This is a genomic window from Qipengyuania profundimaris, from assembly GCF_030717945.1.
GTDB classification, from domain to species: Bacteria; Pseudomonadota; Alphaproteobacteria; order Sphingomonadales; family Sphingomonadaceae; genus Qipengyuania; species Qipengyuania profundimaris.
The window spans coordinates 1,600,091-1,619,481 of the sequence record NZ_JAVAIM010000001.1; the positions used below are offsets into that span (position 1 = coordinate 1,600,091).

General features: G+C 62.4%; 23 protein-coding genes, 2 tRNA genes and 1 other RNA gene. 16 read left to right on the forward strand and 10 right to left on the reverse strand.

What is annotated here, in order from left to right; all coding sequences use genetic code 11:
- The first annotated feature begins 139 nt into the window (after positions 1 to 139).
- Positions 140 to 216: transfer RNA gene (locus Q9K02_RS07860), tRNA-Asp, on the forward strand.
- A gap of 13 nt (positions 217 to 229) precedes the next feature.
- Here Q9K02_RS07860 and Q9K02_RS07865 read toward each other — a convergent pair.
- From Q9K02_RS07865 to Q9K02_RS07895, 7 genes are all read right to left on the reverse strand, one after another.
- Positions 230 to 1,012 carry an Fpg/Nei family DNA glycosylase gene (locus Q9K02_RS07865; RefSeq protein WP_305932396.1) on the reverse strand — a complete coding sequence of 261 codons (783 nt, stop codon included), beginning with the start codon at positions 1,010 to 1,012 and terminating at the stop codon, positions 230 to 232.
- Positions 1,013 to 1,045: 33 nt separating this feature from the next.
- The gene (locus Q9K02_RS07870; RefSeq protein ID WP_305932397.1) at positions 1,046 to 2,482 is read right to left on the reverse strand and encodes an MFS transporter; all 1,437 of its coding nucleotides are present in this window, start codon (positions 2,480 to 2,482) and stop codon (positions 1,046 to 1,048) included.
- Between the two features lie 47 nt (positions 2,483 to 2,529).
- Complete coding sequence (locus Q9K02_RS07875) at positions 2,530 to 2,745, reverse strand: DUF2842 domain-containing protein (protein ID WP_278326995.1); 216 nt, start codon at positions 2,743 to 2,745, stop codon at positions 2,530 to 2,532.
- 10 nt (positions 2,746 to 2,755) lie between these two features.
- Positions 2,756 to 3,337 (reverse strand): 5-formyltetrahydrofolate cyclo-ligase, encoded by a 582-nt coding sequence (locus Q9K02_RS07880; RefSeq protein WP_305932398.1) that lies wholly within the window; start codon positions 3,335 to 3,337, stop codon positions 2,756 to 2,758.
- Between the two features lie 29 nt (positions 3,338 to 3,366).
- Positions 3,367 to 3,554: non-coding RNA, 6S RNA (gene ssrS, locus Q9K02_RS07885), on the reverse strand.
- 26 nt (positions 3,555 to 3,580) lie between these two features.
- The gene (locus tag Q9K02_RS07890; protein WP_305932399.1) at positions 3,581 to 3,898 is read right to left on the reverse strand and encodes a cell division protein ZapA; all 318 of its coding nucleotides are present in this window, start codon (positions 3,896 to 3,898) and stop codon (positions 3,581 to 3,583) included.
- Positions 3,895 to 4,113: a hypothetical protein gene (locus tag Q9K02_RS07895; protein ID WP_278326992.1), complete on the reverse strand. Its 219-nt coding sequence runs from the start codon at positions 4,111 to 4,113 to the stop codon at positions 3,895 to 3,897. The genes Q9K02_RS07890 and Q9K02_RS07895 overlap by 4 nt, the downstream gene beginning before the upstream one ends.
- Before the next feature lie 174 nt (positions 4,114 to 4,287).
- Here Q9K02_RS07895 and tkt point away from each other — a divergent pair, with 174 nt between their 5' ends.
- Genes tkt through Q9K02_RS07915 form a run of 4 tightly spaced genes read left to right on the forward strand, consistent with a single transcriptional unit; the run spans position 4,288 to position 8,967 of the window.
- The gene (gene tkt / locus Q9K02_RS07900; RefSeq protein ID WP_305932400.1) at positions 4,288 to 6,279 is read left to right on the forward strand and encodes a transketolase; all 1,992 of its coding nucleotides are present in this window, start codon (positions 4,288 to 4,290) and stop codon (positions 6,277 to 6,279) included.
- Positions 6,280 to 6,294: 15 nt separating this feature from the next.
- Positions 6,295 to 7,302 (forward strand): type I glyceraldehyde-3-phosphate dehydrogenase, encoded by a 1,008-nt coding sequence (gap, locus tag Q9K02_RS07905; RefSeq protein WP_305932401.1) that lies wholly within the window; start codon positions 6,295 to 6,297, stop codon positions 7,300 to 7,302.
- Between the two features lie 10 nt (positions 7,303 to 7,312).
- Entirely contained in the window at positions 7,313 to 8,512 is a 1,200-nt protein-coding gene (locus Q9K02_RS07910; RefSeq protein WP_305932402.1) for a phosphoglycerate kinase, read from the forward strand.
- Entirely contained in the window at positions 8,509 to 8,967 is a 459-nt protein-coding gene (locus Q9K02_RS07915) for a PaaI family thioesterase (protein WP_305932403.1), read from the forward strand. The genes Q9K02_RS07910 and Q9K02_RS07915 overlap by 4 nt, the downstream gene beginning before the upstream one ends.
- On the opposite strand, the gene Q9K02_RS07920 is transcribed toward Q9K02_RS07915, so the two are convergent.
- Positions 8,968 to 9,726, reverse strand: coding sequence for a flavodoxin family protein (locus tag Q9K02_RS07920; protein ID WP_305932404.1), 759 nt, complete (start codon positions 9,724 to 9,726; stop codon positions 8,968 to 8,970).
- A gap of 126 nt (positions 9,727 to 9,852) precedes the next feature.
- On the opposite strand from Q9K02_RS07920, the gene Q9K02_RS07925 reads away from it, so the two are divergent.
- Positions 9,853 to 10,740, forward strand: a complete 888-nt coding sequence (locus Q9K02_RS07925; protein ID WP_305932405.1) for a fructose bisphosphate aldolase — start codon at positions 9,853 to 9,855, stop codon at positions 10,738 to 10,740.
- 3 nt (positions 10,741 to 10,743) lie between these two features.
- Here Q9K02_RS07925 and Q9K02_RS07930 read toward each other — a convergent pair whose 3' ends face one another.
- Complete coding sequence (locus tag Q9K02_RS07930; protein ID WP_305932406.1) at positions 10,744 to 11,133, reverse strand: hypothetical protein; 390 nt, start codon at positions 11,131 to 11,133, stop codon at positions 10,744 to 10,746.
- Between the two features lie 80 nt (positions 11,134 to 11,213).
- Between Q9K02_RS07930 and thiE the strand changes: the two genes are divergently transcribed.
- Genes thiE through Q9K02_RS07945 form a run of 3 tightly spaced genes read left to right on the forward strand, consistent with a single transcriptional unit; the run spans position 11,214 to position 13,900 of the window.
- Positions 11,214 to 11,837 (forward strand): thiamine phosphate synthase, encoded by a 624-nt coding sequence (thiE, locus tag Q9K02_RS07935; protein WP_305932407.1) that lies wholly within the window; start codon positions 11,214 to 11,216, stop codon positions 11,835 to 11,837.
- 51 nt (positions 11,838 to 11,888) lie between these two features.
- Positions 11,889 to 13,187 (forward strand): L,D-transpeptidase family protein, encoded by a 1,299-nt coding sequence (locus Q9K02_RS07940; protein WP_305932408.1) that lies wholly within the window; start codon positions 11,889 to 11,891, stop codon positions 13,185 to 13,187.
- A 17-nt stretch (positions 13,188 to 13,204) separates the two neighbouring features.
- Positions 13,205 to 13,900, forward strand: a complete 696-nt coding sequence (locus Q9K02_RS07945; protein ID WP_305932409.1) for a M23 family metallopeptidase — start codon at positions 13,205 to 13,207, stop codon at positions 13,898 to 13,900.
- A gap of 3 nt (positions 13,901 to 13,903) precedes the next feature.
- Here the strand turns inward: Q9K02_RS07945 and Q9K02_RS07950 are convergent, their stop codons facing one another.
- Positions 13,904 to 14,269 (reverse strand): elongation factor P, encoded by a 366-nt coding sequence (locus Q9K02_RS07950; protein ID WP_305932410.1) that lies wholly within the window; start codon positions 14,267 to 14,269, stop codon positions 13,904 to 13,906.
- Positions 14,270 to 14,415: 146 nt separating this feature from the next.
- Between Q9K02_RS07950 and efp the strand changes: the two genes are divergently transcribed.
- From efp to Q9K02_RS07985, 7 genes are all read left to right on the forward strand, one after another.
- Entirely contained in the window at positions 14,416 to 14,979 is a 564-nt protein-coding gene (gene efp / locus Q9K02_RS07955) for an elongation factor P (RefSeq protein ID WP_305932411.1), read from the forward strand.
- Positions 14,980 to 14,991: 12 nt separating this feature from the next.
- Positions 14,992 to 15,342 (forward strand): hypothetical protein, encoded by a 351-nt coding sequence (locus Q9K02_RS07960; protein ID WP_278326980.1) that lies wholly within the window; start codon positions 14,992 to 14,994, stop codon positions 15,340 to 15,342.
- A 10-nt stretch (positions 15,343 to 15,352) separates the two neighbouring features.
- On the forward strand, positions 15,353 to 16,171 hold the full coding sequence (locus Q9K02_RS07965; RefSeq protein ID WP_278326979.1) for an inositol monophosphatase family protein: 819 nt from the start codon (positions 15,353 to 15,355) through the stop codon (positions 16,169 to 16,171).
- Positions 16,172 to 16,281: 110 nt separating this feature from the next.
- Positions 16,282 to 16,614, forward strand: coding sequence for a hypothetical protein (locus Q9K02_RS07970; protein WP_305932412.1), 333 nt, complete (start codon positions 16,282 to 16,284; stop codon positions 16,612 to 16,614).
- 68 nt (positions 16,615 to 16,682) lie between these two features.
- Positions 16,683 to 16,766, forward strand: a tRNA-Leu gene (locus tag Q9K02_RS07975).
- Positions 16,767 to 16,860: 94 nt separating this feature from the next.
- Positions 16,861 to 17,469, forward strand: a complete 609-nt coding sequence (locus tag Q9K02_RS07980) for a hypothetical protein (protein ID WP_305932413.1) — start codon at positions 16,861 to 16,863, stop codon at positions 17,467 to 17,469.
- A gap of 61 nt (positions 17,470 to 17,530) precedes the next feature.
- Complete coding sequence (locus Q9K02_RS07985) at positions 17,531 to 19,321, forward strand: SLC13 family permease (RefSeq protein ID WP_340310053.1); 1,791 nt, start codon at positions 17,531 to 17,533, stop codon at positions 19,319 to 19,321.
- The last annotated feature ends 70 nt before the right edge of the window (positions 19,322 to 19,391 follow it).

Consider the following 19,391-nt stretch of genomic DNA (forward strand, 5'->3'; position numbering starts at 1 on the left):
TCGATGGTCGCTGCGTTGGGTTAATATCGGGTAAAAACCGGTCGCTTCCGGGATTGGCGAAAAAAGCTCAAAAAAGCGTGGCGATCTGCATTGACAGGAATCGGAGCCTGCCCTAACTGCGCGGCTCCCAAGTGGCTACGCGGGTGTAGCTCAGTTGGTTAGAGTGTCGGCCTGTCACGCCGAAGGTCGCGGGTTCGAGTCCCGTCACTCGCGCCACTTGGGGATTTCCTTACGATTGATGGCTCTTGCAGTAATAGGCGGTTCGCCCGCCTACCTTGGCCGTCGCGATCTCACCTCCGCAGCGTCGACATTCTGCGCCCTTGTCGCGGTGGCGGATCAGCCATTTGCGCGGCAGCTGCGAATAATGTGCTTCGGTATCGACGACACCTTGCAGGATACGGCGCATCGCGGTGTGCATCGCGCCTAGCGTTGCATCATCGAGCGTATTGGCGCTGGTCTCCGGGTTGATCTCGGTCTGGAATAGGATCTCGTCGGACCAGAGGTTTCCGATCCCGGCCATCCGCTCCTGTTTCATCAGCGCCGATTTGATCGCGCTGCGCGTGCTGCCGAGTGCTTCGACGAAATCGGCCTTGTCGATGTCGAGCGCATCGGGGCCGAGCTTTTGGCTCTCGATGTAACTGTCTACGTCGTCGATAATGCGGACATGGCCAAGCTTGCGCGGGCAGCGAAAGGCGAGCCGGCGGTCGCCTTCGAAGATTATCAGCAGCTTGGTGTATTCGGGCACCTCCTCCGACGCATCGAATGCCACGAGTTTGCCGGTCATGCCCAGATGCACGGCAATCCAGGGACCGGTCTTCGATCCGGCAAAGATGTTCTTTCCGTGCCGCCTGGTCTGCGTGAGCTGGTGGCCGACCAGCCGCTGGCGCGCATTGTCGCCGGGCAGCTCTATGTAATCGGTGTCGCTTCCAAGCTCGACCGCCTCGATGGTGCGGTTGAGACACTCGCGCTCGAGGGTCAGGCGTTGCGCTTCGTTTTCGGGTAGCTCCGGCATGGCAAACGAACGAAGGCCGGGGGTCGCTGTTCCTCAGCCCCGCTCGGCCAGCTGACGCAGGTTGGCCTCGTGCTCGGCGCGGTCGATCTTGTACCGCGAGATACAATACAGCCCTGCCAACCACAGGACGAGCAGCGACGGCGCATAGCCTGCGCCTAGCGCCCATAGAGTGTCCTCGGACACACTGCTCGGCTCGGCGCCTTCCGGGAAGGCGATTGCGGACAGAATGACACCGGCAGCCAGCACGCCGAGGCCCTGTGTTGTCTTTCGGGTAAAGGTGATCGCCGCGTAATAGACGCCTTCGCTCCGTCGGCCGGTCTTCAACTGGTTCGCTTCCACCAGATCGGCGATCATCGAATAGGCAACCGCCGAAACCGCGATGATCAAAGCGAGGTCGATCACGTTGATTGCCAGCACCAACGGGAAAAGCAGCGGATCGCCGTTCTCGGGCATCGCGCCGATAAGACGAAGCAGCACGGGTGCTGGCTGGATCGTGAAGGCCAGCAGGCCCAGCATGATCGTGGCCTTCTTCTTACCCAATTTCCGGGTTGACCACGGGGCGAGAAGAAAGCCGAACAGCGCGGAGAAAAATACCGAGCAGGTCCAGATGAAGATCTGAAACTCGCTGAAGCCCCAGAAATAATTGAGGATCAGGAACGACAGCGAGGCCGCCAGGCCAGTCGCTACCGAGAAGAAAACCATGGCCAGGAAGAGCGCGATGAAGCTGCGTTCGCTGAGCGTTTCGATCATTTCGCGGAAGATGCGGCGGACGCTGTAGCGCTCGCCGGTGGCCACCGGGCGGTGCAGGTGGGGAATGCGATGGTGGGTTCCGAGAGCGGAGACCATGATGGCGAGGAAGATCGTGACGCTGCCGATGATGCCATAGGTTGCAAAGGCTTCCGGATCGCGCATCCCAAGCGGACCGGCGAGCAGGACGCCGAACATGATCACGCTCATGATATTGCCGCCCGCCCAGCCGAAGAACAGCCGGTAGGACTGGAGGCTGGTGCGCTCGTCGTAATCGGCTGCGAGCTCGGGGATTAGCGAGGTGCTGGGCGTCTCGTAGAATGTGATGAAGGTGCGGATCAGGATCGCGATGACCGTGAGGTAGAGGAATAATCCGGTCTTTCCCCAGTCGGGTGGATTCCAGAGCAGGAAGTAACTGAGCGCTACTGGAACGGCAGCAGCGTACATGAAGGGGTGGCGGCGGCCCCAGCGGCTGCGGAAATTGTCCGACCAATAGCCGACCAGAGGATCGGACAGGGCATCGAAGACCAGTGCGATGAGGATGGCAAGGCCGACCAGTCCCGGCTCCAACCCGATTACCGTGCCGTAGAACAGCAACAGGAAATAATCGAAACCGTTGTTCTTAATGCCGAAAGCCGCCGCCCCGAACCCATGCGCGAGCTTCAGCCCGACCGACGGTTTATCGCTGACGGGCAGGCCTGCGCCGCCACTGTGTGTTGCCATGTTTCTCTCCCACAAGGGAGGCTAGGGCAGGCATCCCTGCTTGGCAATCAGCCCCAGCGCCCGGTTTCCATCCAGATCAGGAAGCGCCGCAACGGCAGCAGCCAGACGAGGCCGAGGACGAGGTATACCACGGTTTGGGCCAGCGCGTGCCAACCGCCGATCAGCTCGGGCACGTAGCGCGCAATGACAATGCCGTAGACCAGCAGCGCGGCTAGCAGGCCCAGCAGGCCGACGGGTATCCGCCAGGTCGGTTCGTCTCTCATCGATGAGCCCTCATGCGAATGGTCCGTAAAAGCGAGTGGGAGTGACCACGGCTTGCAGACGCCTGTCATGTGCTTCTACCGGCAGCCAGTCGCACTTCTGGCAATCCCATGCCATGCCGATCGCGACCGTTTCCGGATGGGCTTCCAGCCAGCGATCGTAATGCCCGCCACCTTGTCCGAGCCGCCCGCCGTTGTCGGTGAAACCGACGAGCGGAACTAGCAACACATCAGGGTGCATCAAAGGTGCTTCCGGAGATGGCTGCATCAGCCCGAACGGCCCTTCTTCCAAATCCTCCCCCTCGAAAGGATCGACGAGGCGCGCGAACTCCATCGGTGCGCCGCCACCCGCAAAGCGGGGCAGGGCGAGCTCGTGGCCGTGCTCCAGAAAGAATTTCGCGTAGGACGTAGCAGGCGCCTCATATGCATTCTCCCGGTACAGGCCGATCACGGCGCCGTCTGCAACCAGGTCAAGCAGCGGAGCAGGGGGGCGGTGGAAGACGAGTGCGCGCATGCTGTCCGGCAGAGCCTCGACATGCGCTTTGCGCGCGGCGCGAAGCTCTTGGCGCAGGTCGTCCTTGCTCGGAAGTGTCACGCTTGGAGGCATCCTGTCTGCGATGGTGTGGCGGGACCACCATGGGTCGTTACCTTGAAATCCTCTGACGCCTAAAACGTCAGGTGGGCGCCGTATACCCCGGTTCCTGGGTTCCGTTCCGAAAAACGCAGTGGCCCGTGTTCCAGGGCAGGGACAGCTCCCTAGGATTGCTTATAGCCTCAGGGATATTCATGCGGCTCGTGCCGGGCAGCCCCGCCACCACGCTATTTAGGATGCGCGCGGTCAGCTCTCAAGGGTGGTGGCCGCATTCTCCAGCGCACCGGCGATGCGTTCGAGCTGGGTAGCGAGCCGGGCGCTGTCGAAATCCGGAGCTGTTGGCGGGGGAGGCGGCGGTGGGGCGCTTTGAGCCTCGTCCAGCTCGTCGGCCAAAAGAAGGGCCGCAAACAGGAGGTTTTTCGCTTCCTGATTGGAAAGATTGGCACCCATCGTGCTCAGCTTGTTGTCGATCACCCCGGCAAGACGCTCGATATGCGCTTCCTGACCATCTTGGCAGGCGACGGTGTAATTACGCCCGCCGACTTTCAGCCTTACATCGCTCATTTCTCGAGGCTTTCGATCAACGTATCGAGTTCGGCAAGGCTGCTTTGGACCTGTTTGCGCAGGGCCTCGTGCCGCTGCGCGAGATCGCAATTGCCAGCATCGTCGTTCTCGGGCGCGGCGTTGCTGGAATGGCGCGCGAGCGCCGCCTGTGTTTCGATCCGGCTCAGCGCACGGTCGATCCGGTCCATTGCCTGGGTGATGCGTTCTGCCGACATGATGTCCCGAATTACCAAGATTGCCGATTATAGGCAAAGCCTTGCAACGTCCTGTTGATAAGTTGGGTCAGCCCGGGGCCGCCTGTGCATGGCCCGGTAGCCGCCTTGACCTGCCGCCTCCCCTCCGCGATGGCTTCCGCGCGTCGAATCGGCCCTTTTCCGGAGAGCATTAGCATGAGCCTTGAAACGTCCCGCATGGTCAAGATGGCCAACGCCATCCGGGCACTTTCGATGGATGCGGTGCAGGCGGCGAATTCGGGACATCCCGGCATGCCGATGGGTATGGCCGACGTCGCCACGGTTTTGTGGGGCGAATATCTGAAGCACGATCCCAAGACGCCCGACTGGGCCGATCGCGACCGCTTCGTGCTGTCTGCCGGTCATGGGTCCATGCTGATCTACGCGCTGCTCCACCTCTCGGGCTACGATGCGCCGACAACCGAAGACATCCGCAATTTCCGCCAGCTCGGCAGCCCTTGCGCGGGGCACCCGGAAAACTTCCTTCTCGCCGGAGTGGAATGCACCACCGGTCCGCTGGGGCAGGGCCTCGCGATGGCAGTCGGCATGGCAATCGCAGAGCGCAAGCTGAACGCCGATTTCGGTGACAATCTGGTCGATCACCGGACTTGGGTGATCGCGGGCGATGGCTGCCTGATGGAAGGCATCAACCACGAAGCGATTGGGTTGGCGGGGCATCTCAAGCTCGGCCGGATGAACGTGCTGTGGGACGACAACAATATCACCATCGATGGGTCGACCGACCTTTCGACCAGCGAGAACATCAAGGCGCGCTACGAAGCGACCGGCTGGCATGTAGTCAGCTGCAACGGCCATGATTTCGATGACATCCGCCGCGCGCTGGACGAGGCGGTGGCGGACGAACGCCCCTCGCTCATCGCTTGCAGCACTGTCATCGGCAAAGGCTCGCCGAACAAGCAGGGCACCAGCGCAACCCACGGTGCACCGCTGGGCGATGACGAGATCGCCGCCGCTCGCGACTTGCTCGGCTGGGACGCGAAGCCCTTCGAAATCCCCGAACAGGTGCTGGCCGACTGGCGCGGCACTGCCGAAAACGGGCAGAACGCTTATCGTACTTGGCTTGACCGCCTATCAAACGACGGTCGCCGCGCCGACTTCGAGCGGCGCATGGCGGGCGAGCTGCCCGAAAGCTTCAGTCTCGACGACTATATCGGCAAGCTCATCGCCGAACCGCAGAAGGTCGCAACGCGCAAGGCCAGCGAGATGGCACTGGCGCAGATCAACGGCCAGCTGACCGAGACCATGGGCGGCAGTGCCGACCTGACCGGCTCGAACAACACCAAGGCCGGGGGCATCGGCCCTTTCACCGCGGACGATTATTCGGGTCGCTATATCTATTACGGCATCCGCGAATTCGGCATGGCCGCCGCGATGAACGGCATGGCGCTGCATGGCGGGGTAATTCCCTATGGCGGCACATTCCTGGTGTTCACCGACTATTGCCGCGGAGCGATCCGGCTTTCGGCGTTGCAGGAAGCGCGCGTGATCTACGTGATGACGCACGACAGCATCGGCCTTGGAGAGGATGGTCCAACCCATCAGCCGATCGAGCATGTCCAGTCGCTGCGGATGATCCCGAACCTCCTTGTCATGCGGCCTGCCGATGCGGTGGAGACAGCCGAGTGCTGGGACATCGCTTTGCGCGAAAAGGACCGCCCGACCGTCCTCGCGCTCAGCCGCCAGAACCTGCCGCAGGTTCGCAACACGCCGGACGAGACCGGCATGTGCGCGAAGGGCGCCTACCGCCTCAAACAGGCTAGCGCAGAGCGGCGCGTCATCCTGATCGCGACCGGTTCCGAAGTGCACGTCGCGCTGGAATGCGCCGAGCAGCTGGAACAGCAGGGCATTGGCGCGGATGTCGTTTCGATGGTCTGCACCGAACTTTTCGACGAGCAGGACGAAAGCTACAAGGCTGACCTTCTGCCGAATGTCGATCCCGGCAAGATACTGCGGGTCAGCATCGAAGCAGGCACGACCTTCGGGTGGGAGCGCTATACCATGGCCAATGGCCTCAACATCGGTATCGACCGCTTCGGCGCCAGTGCGCCGGCGCCCGACCTGTTCGAGAAATTCGGCATCACCGCGGACGCGATCGTCCCGCAAATTATGAACAAATTGAACGGCTAAGCAGGAGTTTCTTCCATGGCGACGAAGGTTGCAATCAACGGTTTCGGACGTATCGGCCGCCTCGTGGCGCGCGCCATTCTGGAGCGTGACGATCACGATCTCGACCTGGTCAGTATCAACGACCTGGCCGACACCAAGGCGAATGCGCTGCTGTTCCAGTATGACAGCACGCACGGCCGCTTCCCCGGCACGGTCGAGACCGGCGACAACGCCATCATCGTCAACGGCAAGAGCATCGCGGTCACCAGCGAGCGTGAGCCCGGCAAGCTTCCGCATGGCGAGCAGGGTATCGACATCGTGCTCGAGTGCACGGGCTTCTTCCAGTCCGACGAAGCCTGCCGTCCGCATCTCGATGCGGGTGCCAAGCGCGTGCTGATCTCGGCGCCGGCCAAGAACGTTTCCGCGACCATCGTCTACGGCGTGAACCACGAAGTGCTGAACGCCGAAGATGTGATCGTCTCGAACGCCAGCTGCACCACCAACTGCCTCTCGCCGATGGCCAAGGTGCTGCACGACACGGTCGGGATCGAGCGCGGCTTCATGACCACGATCCACAGCTACACCAACGACCAGCGCATGCTCGACCAGATGCATGGCGACATGCGCCGTGCCCGCGGCGGTGCGCAGAACATGATCCCGACCACCACCGGCGCTGCCCGCGCGGTCGGCCTCGTCCTTCCCGAACTGGCCGGCAAGCTCGACGGCAGCTCGGTCCGCGTGCCGACGCCGAATGTCAGCCTCGTCGATCTCGTCTTCACCCCCGGCCGCGACACCAGCGCCGAGGAGCTGAATGCGGCGCTGAAGGAAGCGGCAGAAGGCAAGATGAAGGGCGTGCTCGACTATACCGACCAGCCGCTCGTCAGCTCGGACTTCAACCACTATCCCGCCAGCTCGACCATCGACAGCCTCGAGACCAGCGTGATGGAAGGCAAGCTCGCCCGTGTCGTCAGCTGGTACGACAATGAATGGGGCTTCTCGAACCGCATGCTCGACACCGCCGGCGTGATGGCGAAGTTCCTGTAAGGACTATTCGATGAGCAATTTCAGGACCCTGGACGACCTTGACGATATCACCGGCAAGGTCGCGCTGGTACGCGTCGATCTCAATCTTCCGATGAAGGACGGGTCGGCCACCGATGTCACGCGGGTAGAGGCGGTGAAACCCACGATCCTCGAACTCGCCGACAAGGGCGCCAAGGTCCTGTTGCTCGCGCATTACGGCCGTCCCAAGGGACAGCGCCACTCGACCATGTCGACCAGCTTCGTGCAGGGCGATGTCGAAAAGGTGCTCGGCAAGGAGATCATGTTCATTCCCGAGGTCATGGGCCCGGTGGTCGAACAGTCGATCGGCATTCTCGGCAATGGCGATATCGGCCTGCTCGACAACGTCCGCTTCTGGCCCGGCGAGGAAGCCAACGATCCGGACTTCGCCAAGGGCATCGCCGCTCATGGCGATTTCTACGTCAACGATGCCTTCTCCGCCGCGCACCGCGCGCACGCCTCGACCGAGGGGCTGGCGCACCATCTGCCATCTTACGCTGGTCGTGCAATGGAGGCGGAATTGAAGGCGCTCGATGCCGCGCTCGGCAACCCGGAACAGCCGGTGGCGGCAGTGGTCGGCGGGGCGAAGGTCTCGACCAAGCTGGACGTGCTCGAAAACCTCGTCGGCAAGGTCCAGCACCTGATCATCGGCGGCGGGATGGCAAATACCTTTCTCGCCGCGAAGGGTGTCGATGTCGGCAAATCGCTGTGCGAGCACGACCTCACCGATACGGCCAGCCGCATCATGGACGAGGCGGACCACGCCGGTTGCACGGTGCATCTGCCGTATGACGTCGTAGTCGCGAAGGAATTCGCCGCCAATCCCGCGTCGCTACGCACCTGCAACGTCCACGAGGTAGCCAATGACGAGATGATCCTCGACGTCGGCCCGCTCGCGACCGAGGCGCTGGGCGACGTGCTCAAGACCTGCCGCACGCTTGTGTGGAACGGTCCCATGGGGGCCTTCGAGACCGAACCTTTCGACGCCGCCACGGTCGCCTTGGCTAAGACGGCCGCCGCTTTGACGCAGGACGGCTCGCTGATCTCCGTGGCTGGCGGGGGCGATACCGTCGCCGCGCTAGCTCACGCAGGTGTGAAGAATGACTTCACTTTCGTTTCGACCGCCGGGGGCGCCTTCCTCGAATGGATGGAAGGCAAGGACCTGCCGGGCGTTGCCGCGTTGACAGCATGAGCGAGAACGAAGCTGTCGGATCGGGCGGCGGGTTGATCCCGGTCACCGAAGGCGAATTCGCAGGCTGGTCCACCTGGAACAGCGATGCTTTCGAGCAGCGCGCCGGTCCGTTCTACGAGCGCCGCGATGAGGATGGCGATTACGTATCCGCTTTCCGCGCGGAAGAACGGCACATGAATGGTGCCGGCTTCATGCACGGCGGCTGCCTGATGACTTTTGCCGATAGCGCACTGTTCACCATCGCCACCGATGCTCTGGCGGAGTCGCATGGCGTGACGATGCATCTTGCGGGCGACTTTCTCGATCCTGCACGAGTCGGCCAGCTGATCGAAGCACGCGGCGAAGTCGTGCGGGCTGGCGGCAAGACGATCTACGTCGTCGGCAAGATCACCGCCGATGGCACTCCGGTGCTCAGCTTCAACGGGATCATCCGCAAAATCACCCGCAGGGACTGATCAACGATACTCCGGATTGGGCGCGTCGAAGCGGTAGCCTTCCTTCCACAGATCAACCGTATTACCCCATGCCGGTATGCCGCCAGCATCTTTCAGCATGCGCGCGAAATGCATCAGGTTCCACGTCATGAAAGTCGTGTTCCGGCGGGTAAAGTCGTTGTCGAAGCCGACATAGCCGCTGCCATCTTCCTTTGCGTCGCCATAGCTGGGGCCGGGCCCCGCTTCGCCGATCCATCCCGCGTCGGCTTGCGGTGGTATGGTGTAGCCGACGTGCTGGAGCGAGTAGAGCACGCCCATGCCGACATGCTTGATGCCGTCCTCGTTGCCGGTGACGATGCAGCCGCCGACTTTGCCGTAAAAGGTATATTGCCCTTTGTCGTTGGTCTGGCCGGAATGCGCATAGAGCCGCTCGATCAGCCGCTGGCAAACGGAAGATTTCTCGCCCAGCCAGATCGGGGTTCCGACGATGAGGATGTCGGCGCCTTGGACCTTCTTCCAGATGCTCGGCCAGTCATCCTGTTCTGCGCCTTGCTCGCTCATATCGGGATACACCCCCGGCGCGATGGCATGATCGACCAGCCGGACCGTCTCCAGGGCGACGCTGTTCTTCACGAGGATAGCTTCGGCAAGGCCCAGCAGCTTGTCGGTGTGCGATCCCTGCGGCGAGGGCTTCAGCGTGCAATTGATCGTCAGTGCCTTCAAATCGGAAAAGTCGGTCGTATTGTCCTTGCAGAGTTGCTCTTGCGTATCGTCGAGCATCCAATTCTCCTCTTCTCTCCAACCAATACGTCCCGGCACGGCATAAGTTACCCGTGCGCTGTTGCAGGTGCGAAACCGCTTGGCTAAGGCGCGCGCATACGAATGCACAGGCACGAGGATTTCCCGATGACTTTCGATGAGATGAAGGCGCGCGTCGCCACCGGCCAGGGCTTTATCGCAGCGCTTGACCAGTCGGGCGGCTCCACGCCCAAGGCGCTGAAGGGCTATGGCGTCGAGGACAGCGCCTGGACCACCGAAGACGAAATGTTCGGCCTCATCCACGAAATGCGTCAGCGCATCATCGAGGCGCCGTGCTTCGGCAATGGCAAGGTCATCGGTGCCATCCTGTTCGAAAAGACGATGGACGGCGAAAGTGGCGGCAAAAGCGTGCCTGCGCGCTTGAAGGAACGCGGCATCGTCCCCTTCCTCAAGGTCGACAAGGGCCTGGAAGACGAGCGTGACGGGGCCCAGCTGATGAAGCCTAATCCGGGTCTCGAAGACATGTGCCGCCGCGCCAAGGACCTCGGTGTTTTCGGCACCAAGATGCGCTCGGTGGTGAAGTCTGCCAATCCGGTCGGCATCAAGGAAGCGGTGCGCCAGCAATTTGCCGAAGGTGCGCGCATCCTGTCGACCGGTCTCGTGCCCATGCTGGAGCCGGAATACGACATCACTGCCACGGACCGCGCGGAAGGCGAAGCGATCCTGCTGGAAGCGATCGAGGAAGGCCTCGATGCGCTGCCCGACGGTCAGCAGGTCATGCTCAAGCTCTCGATCCCGAAGACGGCAGGCCTCTATTCCGGTCTGACCAATCACCCCAAGGTGCTGCGCGTCGTCGCGCTGTCGGGTGGTTATTCGACGGACGAGGCTTGCGCCGAACTAGCAAAGAATCCCGGCATGATCGCGAGCTTCAGCCGCGGCCTGCTGCAGGATCTACGGCACAACCAGAGCGACGAGGATTTCGACGGCACGCTGTCGACCGCGATCGACCAGATTCACGCTGCGAGTGTTACTTGACGCTCAGCGCCGTTCGAAGGTGAAGCGATACTCGGTGGCCGGGATTTCTCCGGCCGCAGTCTTCTCCGGCGTTGCCGATGTGAGGACATAGGTCCGCCCAAGAACCTCGTAGGGCTCGCCGAGCGTCAAGGGAGCAGTCTGCGCCCAGCTTGTCGCGGTGATCCGCGTGGAGACCGTCAGTCTGCCCGCCCAGGCGCATTGAACGTCGACGGGGCAGCGGCTGTCTTCGGTCACCGCCAGCGGTTTGAGAATGGTGTCGCCCGTCCAGACCGCTTCGCCGAGCGCAACCGGCGTGCCTTGCGTCGCGGCATCGCCGTTCACACGTGGCGTGTCGGGGATGATCGCACAGGCGGACAGCGGCAGGGCGAGGGCGGCGGCAAAGAGAGTCTTCATTTAGGCATTTGCGGCCAACGACGCTGTCGCGCATCTGAACGGGTGACGAATTGCGGCAAGCGCATTAGAGAACGCGGCCGATGACCGATTGCCAGCTGTATCTGATCTCGCCGCTCGACGTGTCGGGCACCTTTCCGGAGCGTCTCGAACGCGCACTCGATGCGGGGAAGGGCGTTGTCACCGCGTTCCAGTTTCGGGTGAAAGGCCTCGACCAGCACGAAGCAGCGCGGCTTGCCGAGCCGCTGCAGGCGATCTGCGCCGCGCGCGATGTGGCCTTTATCGTCAATGACGACGTCGCCCTCGCCAAGCGTATCGGGGCCGCTGGCGTGCACCTAGGCCAGGGCGACGGCGATCCGCGGGAGGCTCGCGAAGACCTGGGCCGGGAAGCGCAGATTGGCGTGACCTGTCACGATTCGCGCCACCTCGCGCTGGAAGCGGGCGAGGCCGGGGCAGATTATGTCGCGTTCGGCGCATTCTTTCCGAGCAAAACAAAGGAAACCTCGCATCGCGCGGAAATCGAACTGCTCCAGTGGTGGAGCGAAATGGTCGAGCTGCCCTCGGTCGCCATCGGCGGCATCACTCCGGCAAATTGCGCACCTCTCATCAAGGCCGGTGCCGACTTTCTCGCCGTGTCGGGTGCAATATGGTCGGGCGACGAAGTGGCTGCCGTAAAAGCCTTTGTGGAGCAAATCGGCGAGGCGTGAGTTTGACATCCTAAAGGGACCGAATGCGTCCCGATTTCAGGAGGTCCCACCATGTCGTTCAAGCCCCATACCCTCGCACTCGCCGCATCGCTCCTGGCGCTCTCCGCCTGCGGATCGGGCGGTGCCGACCAAGCCGATCAGCCGCAGACCGACGCGACCAGGACCGCGCAAAACGATTACGGTTACCAGACCTATGGCGACGACAATCTCGCCGATACCATGGCCTCGAACGACGAACGCTACATGAATGCATCCGAGACGGGCTCTGCCGACAGCACCCAATCCGCGGACATTCCAGATCCCGAAGACCGCCCAATCATGCAGGCGCAGGTCGTGTTGGATCGCATCGGCTTCGGGCCGGGCGTGATCGACGGGAAGATGGGCATGAGCACCGAGAACGCGCTCAATGGCTTTCAGGAAGCCAACGACCTCGACGTGACGGGCGAACTCGATGACGCGACCAAAGAAGCGCTGTCGGAATGGGAGCGGATCCCGGCGACGCGCGTCGTAACGATCCCTGCCAGCTGGAGCGATGCCGAATACACGGACATTCCCGAGGAAACGGAGGCTCAGGCCGAGCTTGAACGAATGGGCTACAAATCTCTCGACGAGCGGCTTGCAGAGCGTTTTCATACGACTGTCGATGTTCTCAAGCAGCTCAATCCGAACGGTCGGCCAGCTGGCGCGAGCGGCTCGGCCAGCGGAACGCCTATCGGATCGCCCTCTGCGACTGGAACTTCGACGCCGACACCGACCCCGAGCGCAAGTTCGACGCGCACGGCTTCGAACGACACATCTTCCGGCGAGAGTTACTTCACGCCCGGCCAGCAGATTCGCGTGCCGAATATCGGGAACGACCGTATTGCACCCGGTTCAATCGACGACACGAGCTGGCAGCAGACGCTCGCCTCGCTCGGGGTCGGCAGCGACCAGCCCGAGGTCGATCGCATCGTCGTCAGCAAGGCTGGCAAGACGCTGAAGGCGTACCAGGGTGAAAAGCTCGTCGCGCTATTCACGGTCAGCTCCGGTTCCAGCGAATTCCCGCTGCCGATTGGCGAATGGGACATCGTGGGCGAAGCATACAACCCGCCGTTCGATTACGATCCGAAGGTCCTGCAGGGCGATGAAGACGCTGAGGGCGAGGAGTTCACCCTTCCGCCGGGGCCGAACGGCCCAGTCGGCGTGGTCTGGATCGATTTGTCGAAGGAGCATTACGGCATTCACGGCACACCCGATCCCGAGACCATCGGCAGAGCGCAAAGCCACGGCTGTGTGCGCCTGACCAACTGGGATGCCGCGCGGCTCGCCGGCATGGTGTCGCAATCGACAGAGGTGATTTTCGAGGCTTGAGGCGCTAGAGAGCACTCATGAAGCTCGTCGACCGCATCCTCACCATCGTCATCACGGCCACGCTGACCAGCGCGGTATGGATCATCGTGGGCGGCAGCCTGATCGAAAACGCGACGAGTGAGGGCCAGCGCGACAGCACGCGGCCGGCAGAGGCCGCGCCGAGCCCGGACAGTACCGAGACGGCGACGGGGGTCGCGATGCCCGCGCTCGAATCTCCGGGTCCGGGTGCAGAGCCACTCGATCCTAATGGGGTGAGGGCCCCCGCATCATCGGCGTCGGGAACCCTGCAGATCCCGGTGCTGAACATTCGACCCGGTGATCTGACCGATACTTTCAGCGATTCGAGAAGTGGTGGCGATCGTCTTCATGAAGCGATCGACATCATGGCACCGACAGGCACCAGCGTGGTCGCCGCCGCGCCGGGCCAGATCGAACGCCTGTTCAAGTCCGAAGCGGGCGGCAATACGGTCTACGTCCGCTCGACAGACGGCGAGACGATCTACTACTACGCCCATCTCGACGAATACGCGGAAGGATTGAAAGAAGGCCAGCGCGTCCGCCGCGGTCAGCGTCTCGGCACGGTGGGCAGCAGCGGCAATGCGAGCGAAGATGCGCCGCATCTCCATTTCGCGATCATGCAGACGACGAAGGATGCGGAATGGTGGGAGCCGGCCAATGCCCTCAATCCATATACCCTGTTAACGCAGCGCTAAACGCTAGTCCCGGGCTCCGGTCCGGTGGCAGCGCAGGCGACCGAGCTTTCCGTCGCGCCCGATCTCCTGGAGCAGGCCCGAGCTCAACAACATCAACTTCATGCCGCGCATCGGGCCGCGGGTGAAGATAACCTGCCGGCCCTCCATTAGGTAGGTGCCGCCGCCACGCGGCGTGTCGTAGCTCGATCCGCCTTCGATCGTAAACTCGCGACCCGCCTGTTCGACCCAGGCGCTGCCGGTCGCGTCGCCGGGGAGGGCGCAGACGTAGGTCCCGCGGTCGAGCAGCGTCAGCCGACCCTGCGCGTCGACGGGTGAAGAGAGAAGGCCCGCAATGCATGCGAGCGCGATGCTGAGTGCGTTGAGTCTCATAATATCCGTCCACACTCTACATAGCAGATGTCGCTCGAAGTTCCACTCGCCTTGCCCGCGTGCCTCCACTCGGCTAAGGCGCGCGGCGCACGAGGTCATCGCAGCAATGGTGGCCAGCTCTTTTACAAGTCGAAGGTAGCTTCCCCATGAAGATCAGCGGCGTGGACATCCGTCCGGGCAACATCATCGAATACGAAGGCGGCATCTGGAAGGTCGCCAAGATCCAGCACACCCAGCCCGGCAAGGGCGGCGCCTACATGCAGGTCGAAATGAAGAACCTGCAGGACGGTCGCAAGACCAACGTCCGCTTCCGCAGCGCCGACACGGTCGAAAAGGTGCGCCTCGATACCCAGGACTATCAGTTCCTTTACGAAGACGGCGACATGCTCGTGTTCATGGACCAGAACACCTACGAGCAGATCAACCTGCCGAGCGACCTGCTGGGCGATGCCCGCCCGTTCCTGCAGGACGGTATGCAGGTGAAGCTGGAACTGTGGGAAGAAAAGCCGATCTCGGTTGAGCTGCCGCAGCAGGTCGAAGCCGAGATCGTCGAAGCCGACGCCGTGGTGAAAGGGCAGACCGCTTCCTCCAGCTACAAGCCCGCGGTGCTCGACAACGGCGTTCGCATCATGGTGCCGCCGCATATCGAAAGTGGCACGCGCATTATCGTCGACGTCTACGAACAGAGCTACGTCGGCAAAGCCAGCTAAGGGACGCGCATCATGGGCAAATCCATCGCCAGCCGGTTCGAGAATATCGACATCGAGAAGAGCGTCCTTTTGGGCGTGATCATCAATGACGACGAACTGGTGCTGGAGATGGATTTCTGCCTCGATCCCGCCCATGCCGACTACGAACAGCCGGGCGAGGGCGAAGACTGCTGTTTCCATCCCGGAATGCTGAAATTCGCGGGGATTTCCAAGCTGACGCTCGATCGTCCCGAAGGCGGAGTCGACGGCAAGAAACGCTTCGATATCACCGAGTTCAGCATCGAAGGCTCGCGCTTCGACATGCGCTCCGAATGGGGCGACATCCATCTTCAGGCGCGCTCGATCCGCGTCCTTACCGAATAAGAGAGTTACCATGGCCGCATTGTCGGGACTGATCCGCGTGATGGAAAAGGCCGCGCGCAAGGCGGGTGGCCGCCTGCGCCGCGACTTCGGCGAGATCGAACATCTGCAGGTGAGCCGCAAGGGTCCTGCCGATTTCGTGTCCAAAGCCGATATTCGCGCCGAACGCACGCTGTACGACGAGCTCAAACAGGCGCGGCCCGACTGGGGTTTCGTGCTGGAGGAAGCCGGCACGATCGAGGGCGCGCCCGACCAGCCGCGCTGGATCATCGACCCGCTCGACGGCACCAGCAACTTCCTCCACGGCATCCCGCATTTCGCGATCTCGATCGCGGCGCAGGAGCCCAAGCTCGGCGGTGGAGGCTGGGGCGATGTCACTGCAGCCGTCGTCTACCAGCCGATCACGGACGAGACCTTTTGGGCGGAGAAATCGCGCGGTGCGTGGCTGCACGATGGCCGGTTGCGGGTATCCTCCCGGCGGAACCTGTCCGACGCGCTGATCGCGACGGGTATGCCGTTCCAGGGCGTCGGCAATTTCGACGAGTGGTCGCGCATCTATGGCGCGATCGGGCCGAATGTAGCCGGCATCCGGCGCTTCGGCGCCGCGTCGTTGGACCTCGCCTGGGTCGCTGCCGGCCGTTTCGACGGCTTTTGGGAAAGCAGCCTGAGCCCGTGGGACACCGCTGCCGGCGGCTTGCTGGTGCGTGAGGCTGGTGGGTTCATGACCGACTATCGCGGTCGCTCCAAACCGGTACATGACGAGCAGATCCTCGCAGCGAACGATGCGCTGCATTCGAAGCTGCACAAACTGCTTGTCTCGGCGCTCAAGTAGCTTCCAGCCAGCGCCGGTTCTGGGCAAGCGAGGGCTTTGCATCACTTTCAGATCGGGAACTAACCAAACCTGCCGAGCGTCCTTTCTGCATAAGGAAAGGTTGGTCGCAGGTGAAACTCGCTATGGGGATTGCAATTTCGTGCGCGACATTTGCAATTCCGGCCGCCGCCGATCCAGGTGAGTCCGCGCAGCTCAAGGCCGAAAATCTTCCGCTGGATTCGATGTTCGATCTCGCCGCACCTGATCGCGTGGACACCAGGCGTGTTATGCAGGACGAACCGCTTCTCCCTCGAGGTACCGACACCCGCGTCATCGCCTGGGATCCGCCGGTTGTAACCTTGCCGCTCGCCAAAGACGGCCCGGTCCTGACTGCAGGCGCTCTCGGAAAATCCCGCAAGGGATTGCCGGGACTAGCCCATGTTGCGATCGGATGGGATTTCTGAAGCAAGCGATTTCGACGCTTGTATCGCCCGCGCCCCCAAGCTATCCGCCGCGCTCTTACCCGCACAGTGCCCCTGTGGCGGAATTGGTAGACGCGCTCGACTCAAAATCGAGTTTCTTTGAAGTGCCGGTTCGAGTCCGGCCAGGGGTACCAGCCTTTCTGCTTGTCGCAGTGTAACTTTTCTCGTCCCTTCGGCGAACAGCGGACAAAGCGGCATTGTGCTGCGAAATCCGAAGGGGCTCATCTCATGGCCGATACCGATCGAGCACCAACCCGTCTGCTGGCAATCGCCTTGCTTGTTACCGTCGCCAGCCAGCTTTTCTATATCACCGTTGTGTCCAGCGCCGGACCCGAGACGGTACTCAGGCCGATCACGTGGCTAACCGAGCTGTTTGCCTTTCTCTCAACCGCCCTCGCAGCGTTCACGCTGGCCGTCCGCAGGCCCGATCAGGCCGCGCTCTGGGTAGCCCTCGCGGTTGCTGGAATATTCAATGTCATGCAGGTCGCTATCGGGCTCTCCATGTTCGGTCCTGCGAGCGACGGCGAGCCGCAGCTGATGGCGACGGTGCTGGCCGGCGCATTTTTCCTGTATTTTCTGGCTAAGGTTTTGATGGCAGGCGCTGGCATTGTGTTGGGACTGATCGCTGCTCGCGGCACCACGACCGTGACCAAGGTGCTGGGCGGACTGACCGTGCTCGCTGGGCTCGCTGGGGCTGTGCTGAACTTTTTCGCCATGATCGATCCGAAAGCCTGGATGTTCGGGGCAGGCGCTTCGGGAACGGCGGTGACGGCATTTCTGGCCGTCGTCCTCCTGCTCGACAATTCAGCGTCTCGAGGCGTCCCGACAAGCGCCTGACCTCGCGAAAATCCTTGTCATCCGGGCTTAGGGATGGGATTGCCTCGCCCGGATGATCGGGATGCCTTCATACCATGCGATCGCGGCCATGGTCGTCACGCTCTGGATGTTCGTCGCTTTCGCCCGCGGGCGGATGTCGGTCGAGATCATCTCGCTCTTGACCATAGCTGTCATTGCGGTCGGCCTGTACTTCTTCCCGCTCCCCGAGACCCAGCCGACCGACGGTCTGGCGCTCGCATTTTCGGGCTTCGGCCATTACGCACTGATAACGATCTGCGCCCTCATGATAATGGGCCGAGGGCTGGTGGTAACCGGCGCTCTGGAGCCGGCGGCCCGCTTCCTGGAGCGATTGTTCAAGGTCAATCTCCAGCTTGGCCTGCTGTTTTCTCTGGTCGTGACATTCCTGCTGTCGATGGGGGTCAACAACACGCCGGTCCTCGTGCTGTTGATGCCGATCTTCGTGCAGCTCGCCATGCGCGGCGCGATGGCGGCATCGAAGACCCTGATCCCGCTTAATGCCGCTTCGCTTATGGGTGGTATGGCGACCACGATCGGGACCTCGACCAATATCCTGGTGGTGTCGATCGCAGTCGATCTCGGCATGCCGGAGATGGGCGTCTTCCACTTCACGCCGATCGTGCTGATTGCCTCACTGGTCGCGCTGCCCTTCGTGTGGATCGTCATGCCCCGCCTGCTGGGCGATAACCGGGTCGAAGCGGTCCATGCCATGCGCCTGTTCGAGACTCGGCTGCGGGTGACCGAGGATTCCGTGCTGAATGGTCGCGAACTGTCCGAAGTGTCCTCCCGCCTTCCAGCGGGCATCGAGTTCCACGACGTTCCGGTCGGCCTACTACGCCCGCAGCACCGCTTGCGGATGACCGGTACGCATGAGGCGATCGAGGAAGCGATGGCAACCTTGCGCGGCGATGCCGCCCCCAGCTGGGTGATCGACCGCATCCGGCGCCGTTCGAACGAAACCGGGATCGACATCGCCGTCGTCGAAATGATCGTCACGGCGGATTCGCGCCTGATCGGACGAACCTTGCCGAGCTCCGGCATTGCCGATCTTTACGGGGTCGCAGTTATCGGCACCCACCGGCCGGACCGCATCGTCGGCGAGAAGGAGCAATTTTCCGAGGGCGGGGATCATCGTTTCGCCGAGGGCGACGTGCTGCTGGTCATGGGCCTGCCCGACGACATGGAGCACTTCGCTCGGTCGGACAGCCTGCTGCAGCTCGAGGGCATGCGCGAATTGCCGCGGCGTTCGAAGGCGACCCTCGCCGCGGCGATCATGGGCGGCTCGCTGGCTCTGGCGTCGGTCGGCCTCATTCCCATCGCCATCGCTGCACTGGCTGGGGCGATCCTGATGTTCGTCACCGGCTGCGTGAAGTTCGACCGTGTCGGGCGGGGCCTGTCGGGAAGCGTTATCGTGCTGATTGCCGCGAGTATCGCCTTGGGCCGGATCATCCTCGACAGCGGGGCGGCCGACTGGATCGGCACGGTCATGGCCGTGGGACTCGACTATCTCTCGCCCGCTGCGGCGCTGGCGGCAATCATGCTGGCGATGACCTTCCTCACGAACTTCGCGTCCAACGCTACGGCGGCCACGGTCGGCACGCCCATCGCCTTTGCCATCGCGACCAAGCTTGGCTTGCCGGCAGAGCCGCTGGTCCTCGCCGTGCTGTTCGGCTGCAACCTGTGTTACGCAACGCCGATCGCCTATCAGACCAACATGCTCATCATGGCCGAGGGATCATACGAGTTTAAGGACTACGTCCGCACAGGCGTTCCGTTGGTCCTGATCATGGTCGCCGCCTTGTCGATATTATTGGTCATGACATACGGTCTGTAGGCTGACTGCTGGTGCTCAGGCCGGCTGTCGCCGTTTGAATTGAGGGAGAAAAACGTGCGCAAATTCACTC

What these genes read in the sequence shown, in the direction of transcription:
- Q9K02_RS07865 (WP_305932396.1), bottom strand. Translation starts at nt 1,012, where the DNA reads ATGCCGGAGCTACCCGAAAACGAAGCGCAACGCCTGACCCTCGAGCGC.
- Q9K02_RS07870 (WP_305932397.1), bottom strand. Translation starts at nt 2,482, where the DNA reads ATGGCAACACACAGTGGCGGCGCAGGCCTGCCCGTCAGCGATAAACCG.
- Q9K02_RS07875 (WP_278326995.1), bottom strand. Translation starts at nt 2,745, where the DNA reads ATGAGAGACGAACCGACCTGGCGGATACCCGTCGGCCTGCTGGGCCTG.
- Q9K02_RS07890 (WP_305932399.1), bottom strand. Translation starts at nt 3,898, where the DNA reads ATGAGCGATGTAAGGCTGAAAGTCGGCGGGCGTAATTACACCGTCGCC.
- Q9K02_RS07895 (WP_278326992.1), bottom strand. Translation starts at nt 4,113, where the DNA reads ATGTCGGCAGAACGCATCACCCAGGCAATGGACCGGATCGACCGTGCG.
- tkt (WP_305932400.1), top strand. Translation starts at nt 4,288, where the DNA reads ATGAGCCTTGAAACGTCCCGCATGGTCAAGATGGCCAACGCCATCCGG.
- gap (WP_305932401.1), top strand. Translation starts at nt 6,295, where the DNA reads ATGGCGACGAAGGTTGCAATCAACGGTTTCGGACGTATCGGCCGCCTC.
- Q9K02_RS07910 (WP_305932402.1), top strand. Translation starts at nt 7,313, where the DNA reads ATGAGCAATTTCAGGACCCTGGACGACCTTGACGATATCACCGGCAAG.
- Q9K02_RS07915 (WP_305932403.1), top strand. Translation starts at nt 8,509, where the DNA reads ATGAGCGAGAACGAAGCTGTCGGATCGGGCGGCGGGTTGATCCCGGTC.
- Q9K02_RS07920 (WP_305932404.1), bottom strand. Translation starts at nt 9,726, where the DNA reads ATGCTCGACGATACGCAAGAGCAACTCTGCAAGGACAATACGACCGAC.
- Q9K02_RS07925 (WP_305932405.1), top strand. Translation starts at nt 9,853, where the DNA reads ATGACTTTCGATGAGATGAAGGCGCGCGTCGCCACCGGCCAGGGCTTT.
- Q9K02_RS07930 (WP_305932406.1), bottom strand. Translation starts at nt 11,133, where the DNA reads ATGAAGACTCTCTTTGCCGCCGCCCTCGCCCTGCCGCTGTCCGCCTGT.
- thiE (WP_305932407.1), top strand. Translation starts at nt 11,214, where the DNA reads ATGACCGATTGCCAGCTGTATCTGATCTCGCCGCTCGACGTGTCGGGC.
- Q9K02_RS07940 (WP_305932408.1), top strand. Translation starts at nt 11,889, where the DNA reads ATGTCGTTCAAGCCCCATACCCTCGCACTCGCCGCATCGCTCCTGGCG.
- Q9K02_RS07945 (WP_305932409.1), top strand. Translation starts at nt 13,205, where the DNA reads ATGAAGCTCGTCGACCGCATCCTCACCATCGTCATCACGGCCACGCTG.
- Q9K02_RS07950 (WP_305932410.1), bottom strand. Translation starts at nt 14,269, where the DNA reads ATGAGACTCAACGCACTCAGCATCGCGCTCGCATGCATTGCGGGCCTT.
- efp (WP_305932411.1), top strand. Translation starts at nt 14,416, where the DNA reads ATGAAGATCAGCGGCGTGGACATCCGTCCGGGCAACATCATCGAATAC.
- Q9K02_RS07960 (WP_278326980.1), top strand. Translation starts at nt 14,992, where the DNA reads ATGGGCAAATCCATCGCCAGCCGGTTCGAGAATATCGACATCGAGAAG.
- Q9K02_RS07965 (WP_278326979.1), top strand. Translation starts at nt 15,353, where the DNA reads ATGGCCGCATTGTCGGGACTGATCCGCGTGATGGAAAAGGCCGCGCGC.
- Q9K02_RS07980 (WP_305932413.1), top strand. Translation starts at nt 16,861, where the DNA reads ATGGCCGATACCGATCGAGCACCAACCCGTCTGCTGGCAATCGCCTTG.
- Q9K02_RS07985 (WP_340310053.1), top strand. Translation starts at nt 17,531, where the DNA reads ATGCCTTCATACCATGCGATCGCGGCCATGGTCGTCACGCTCTGGATG.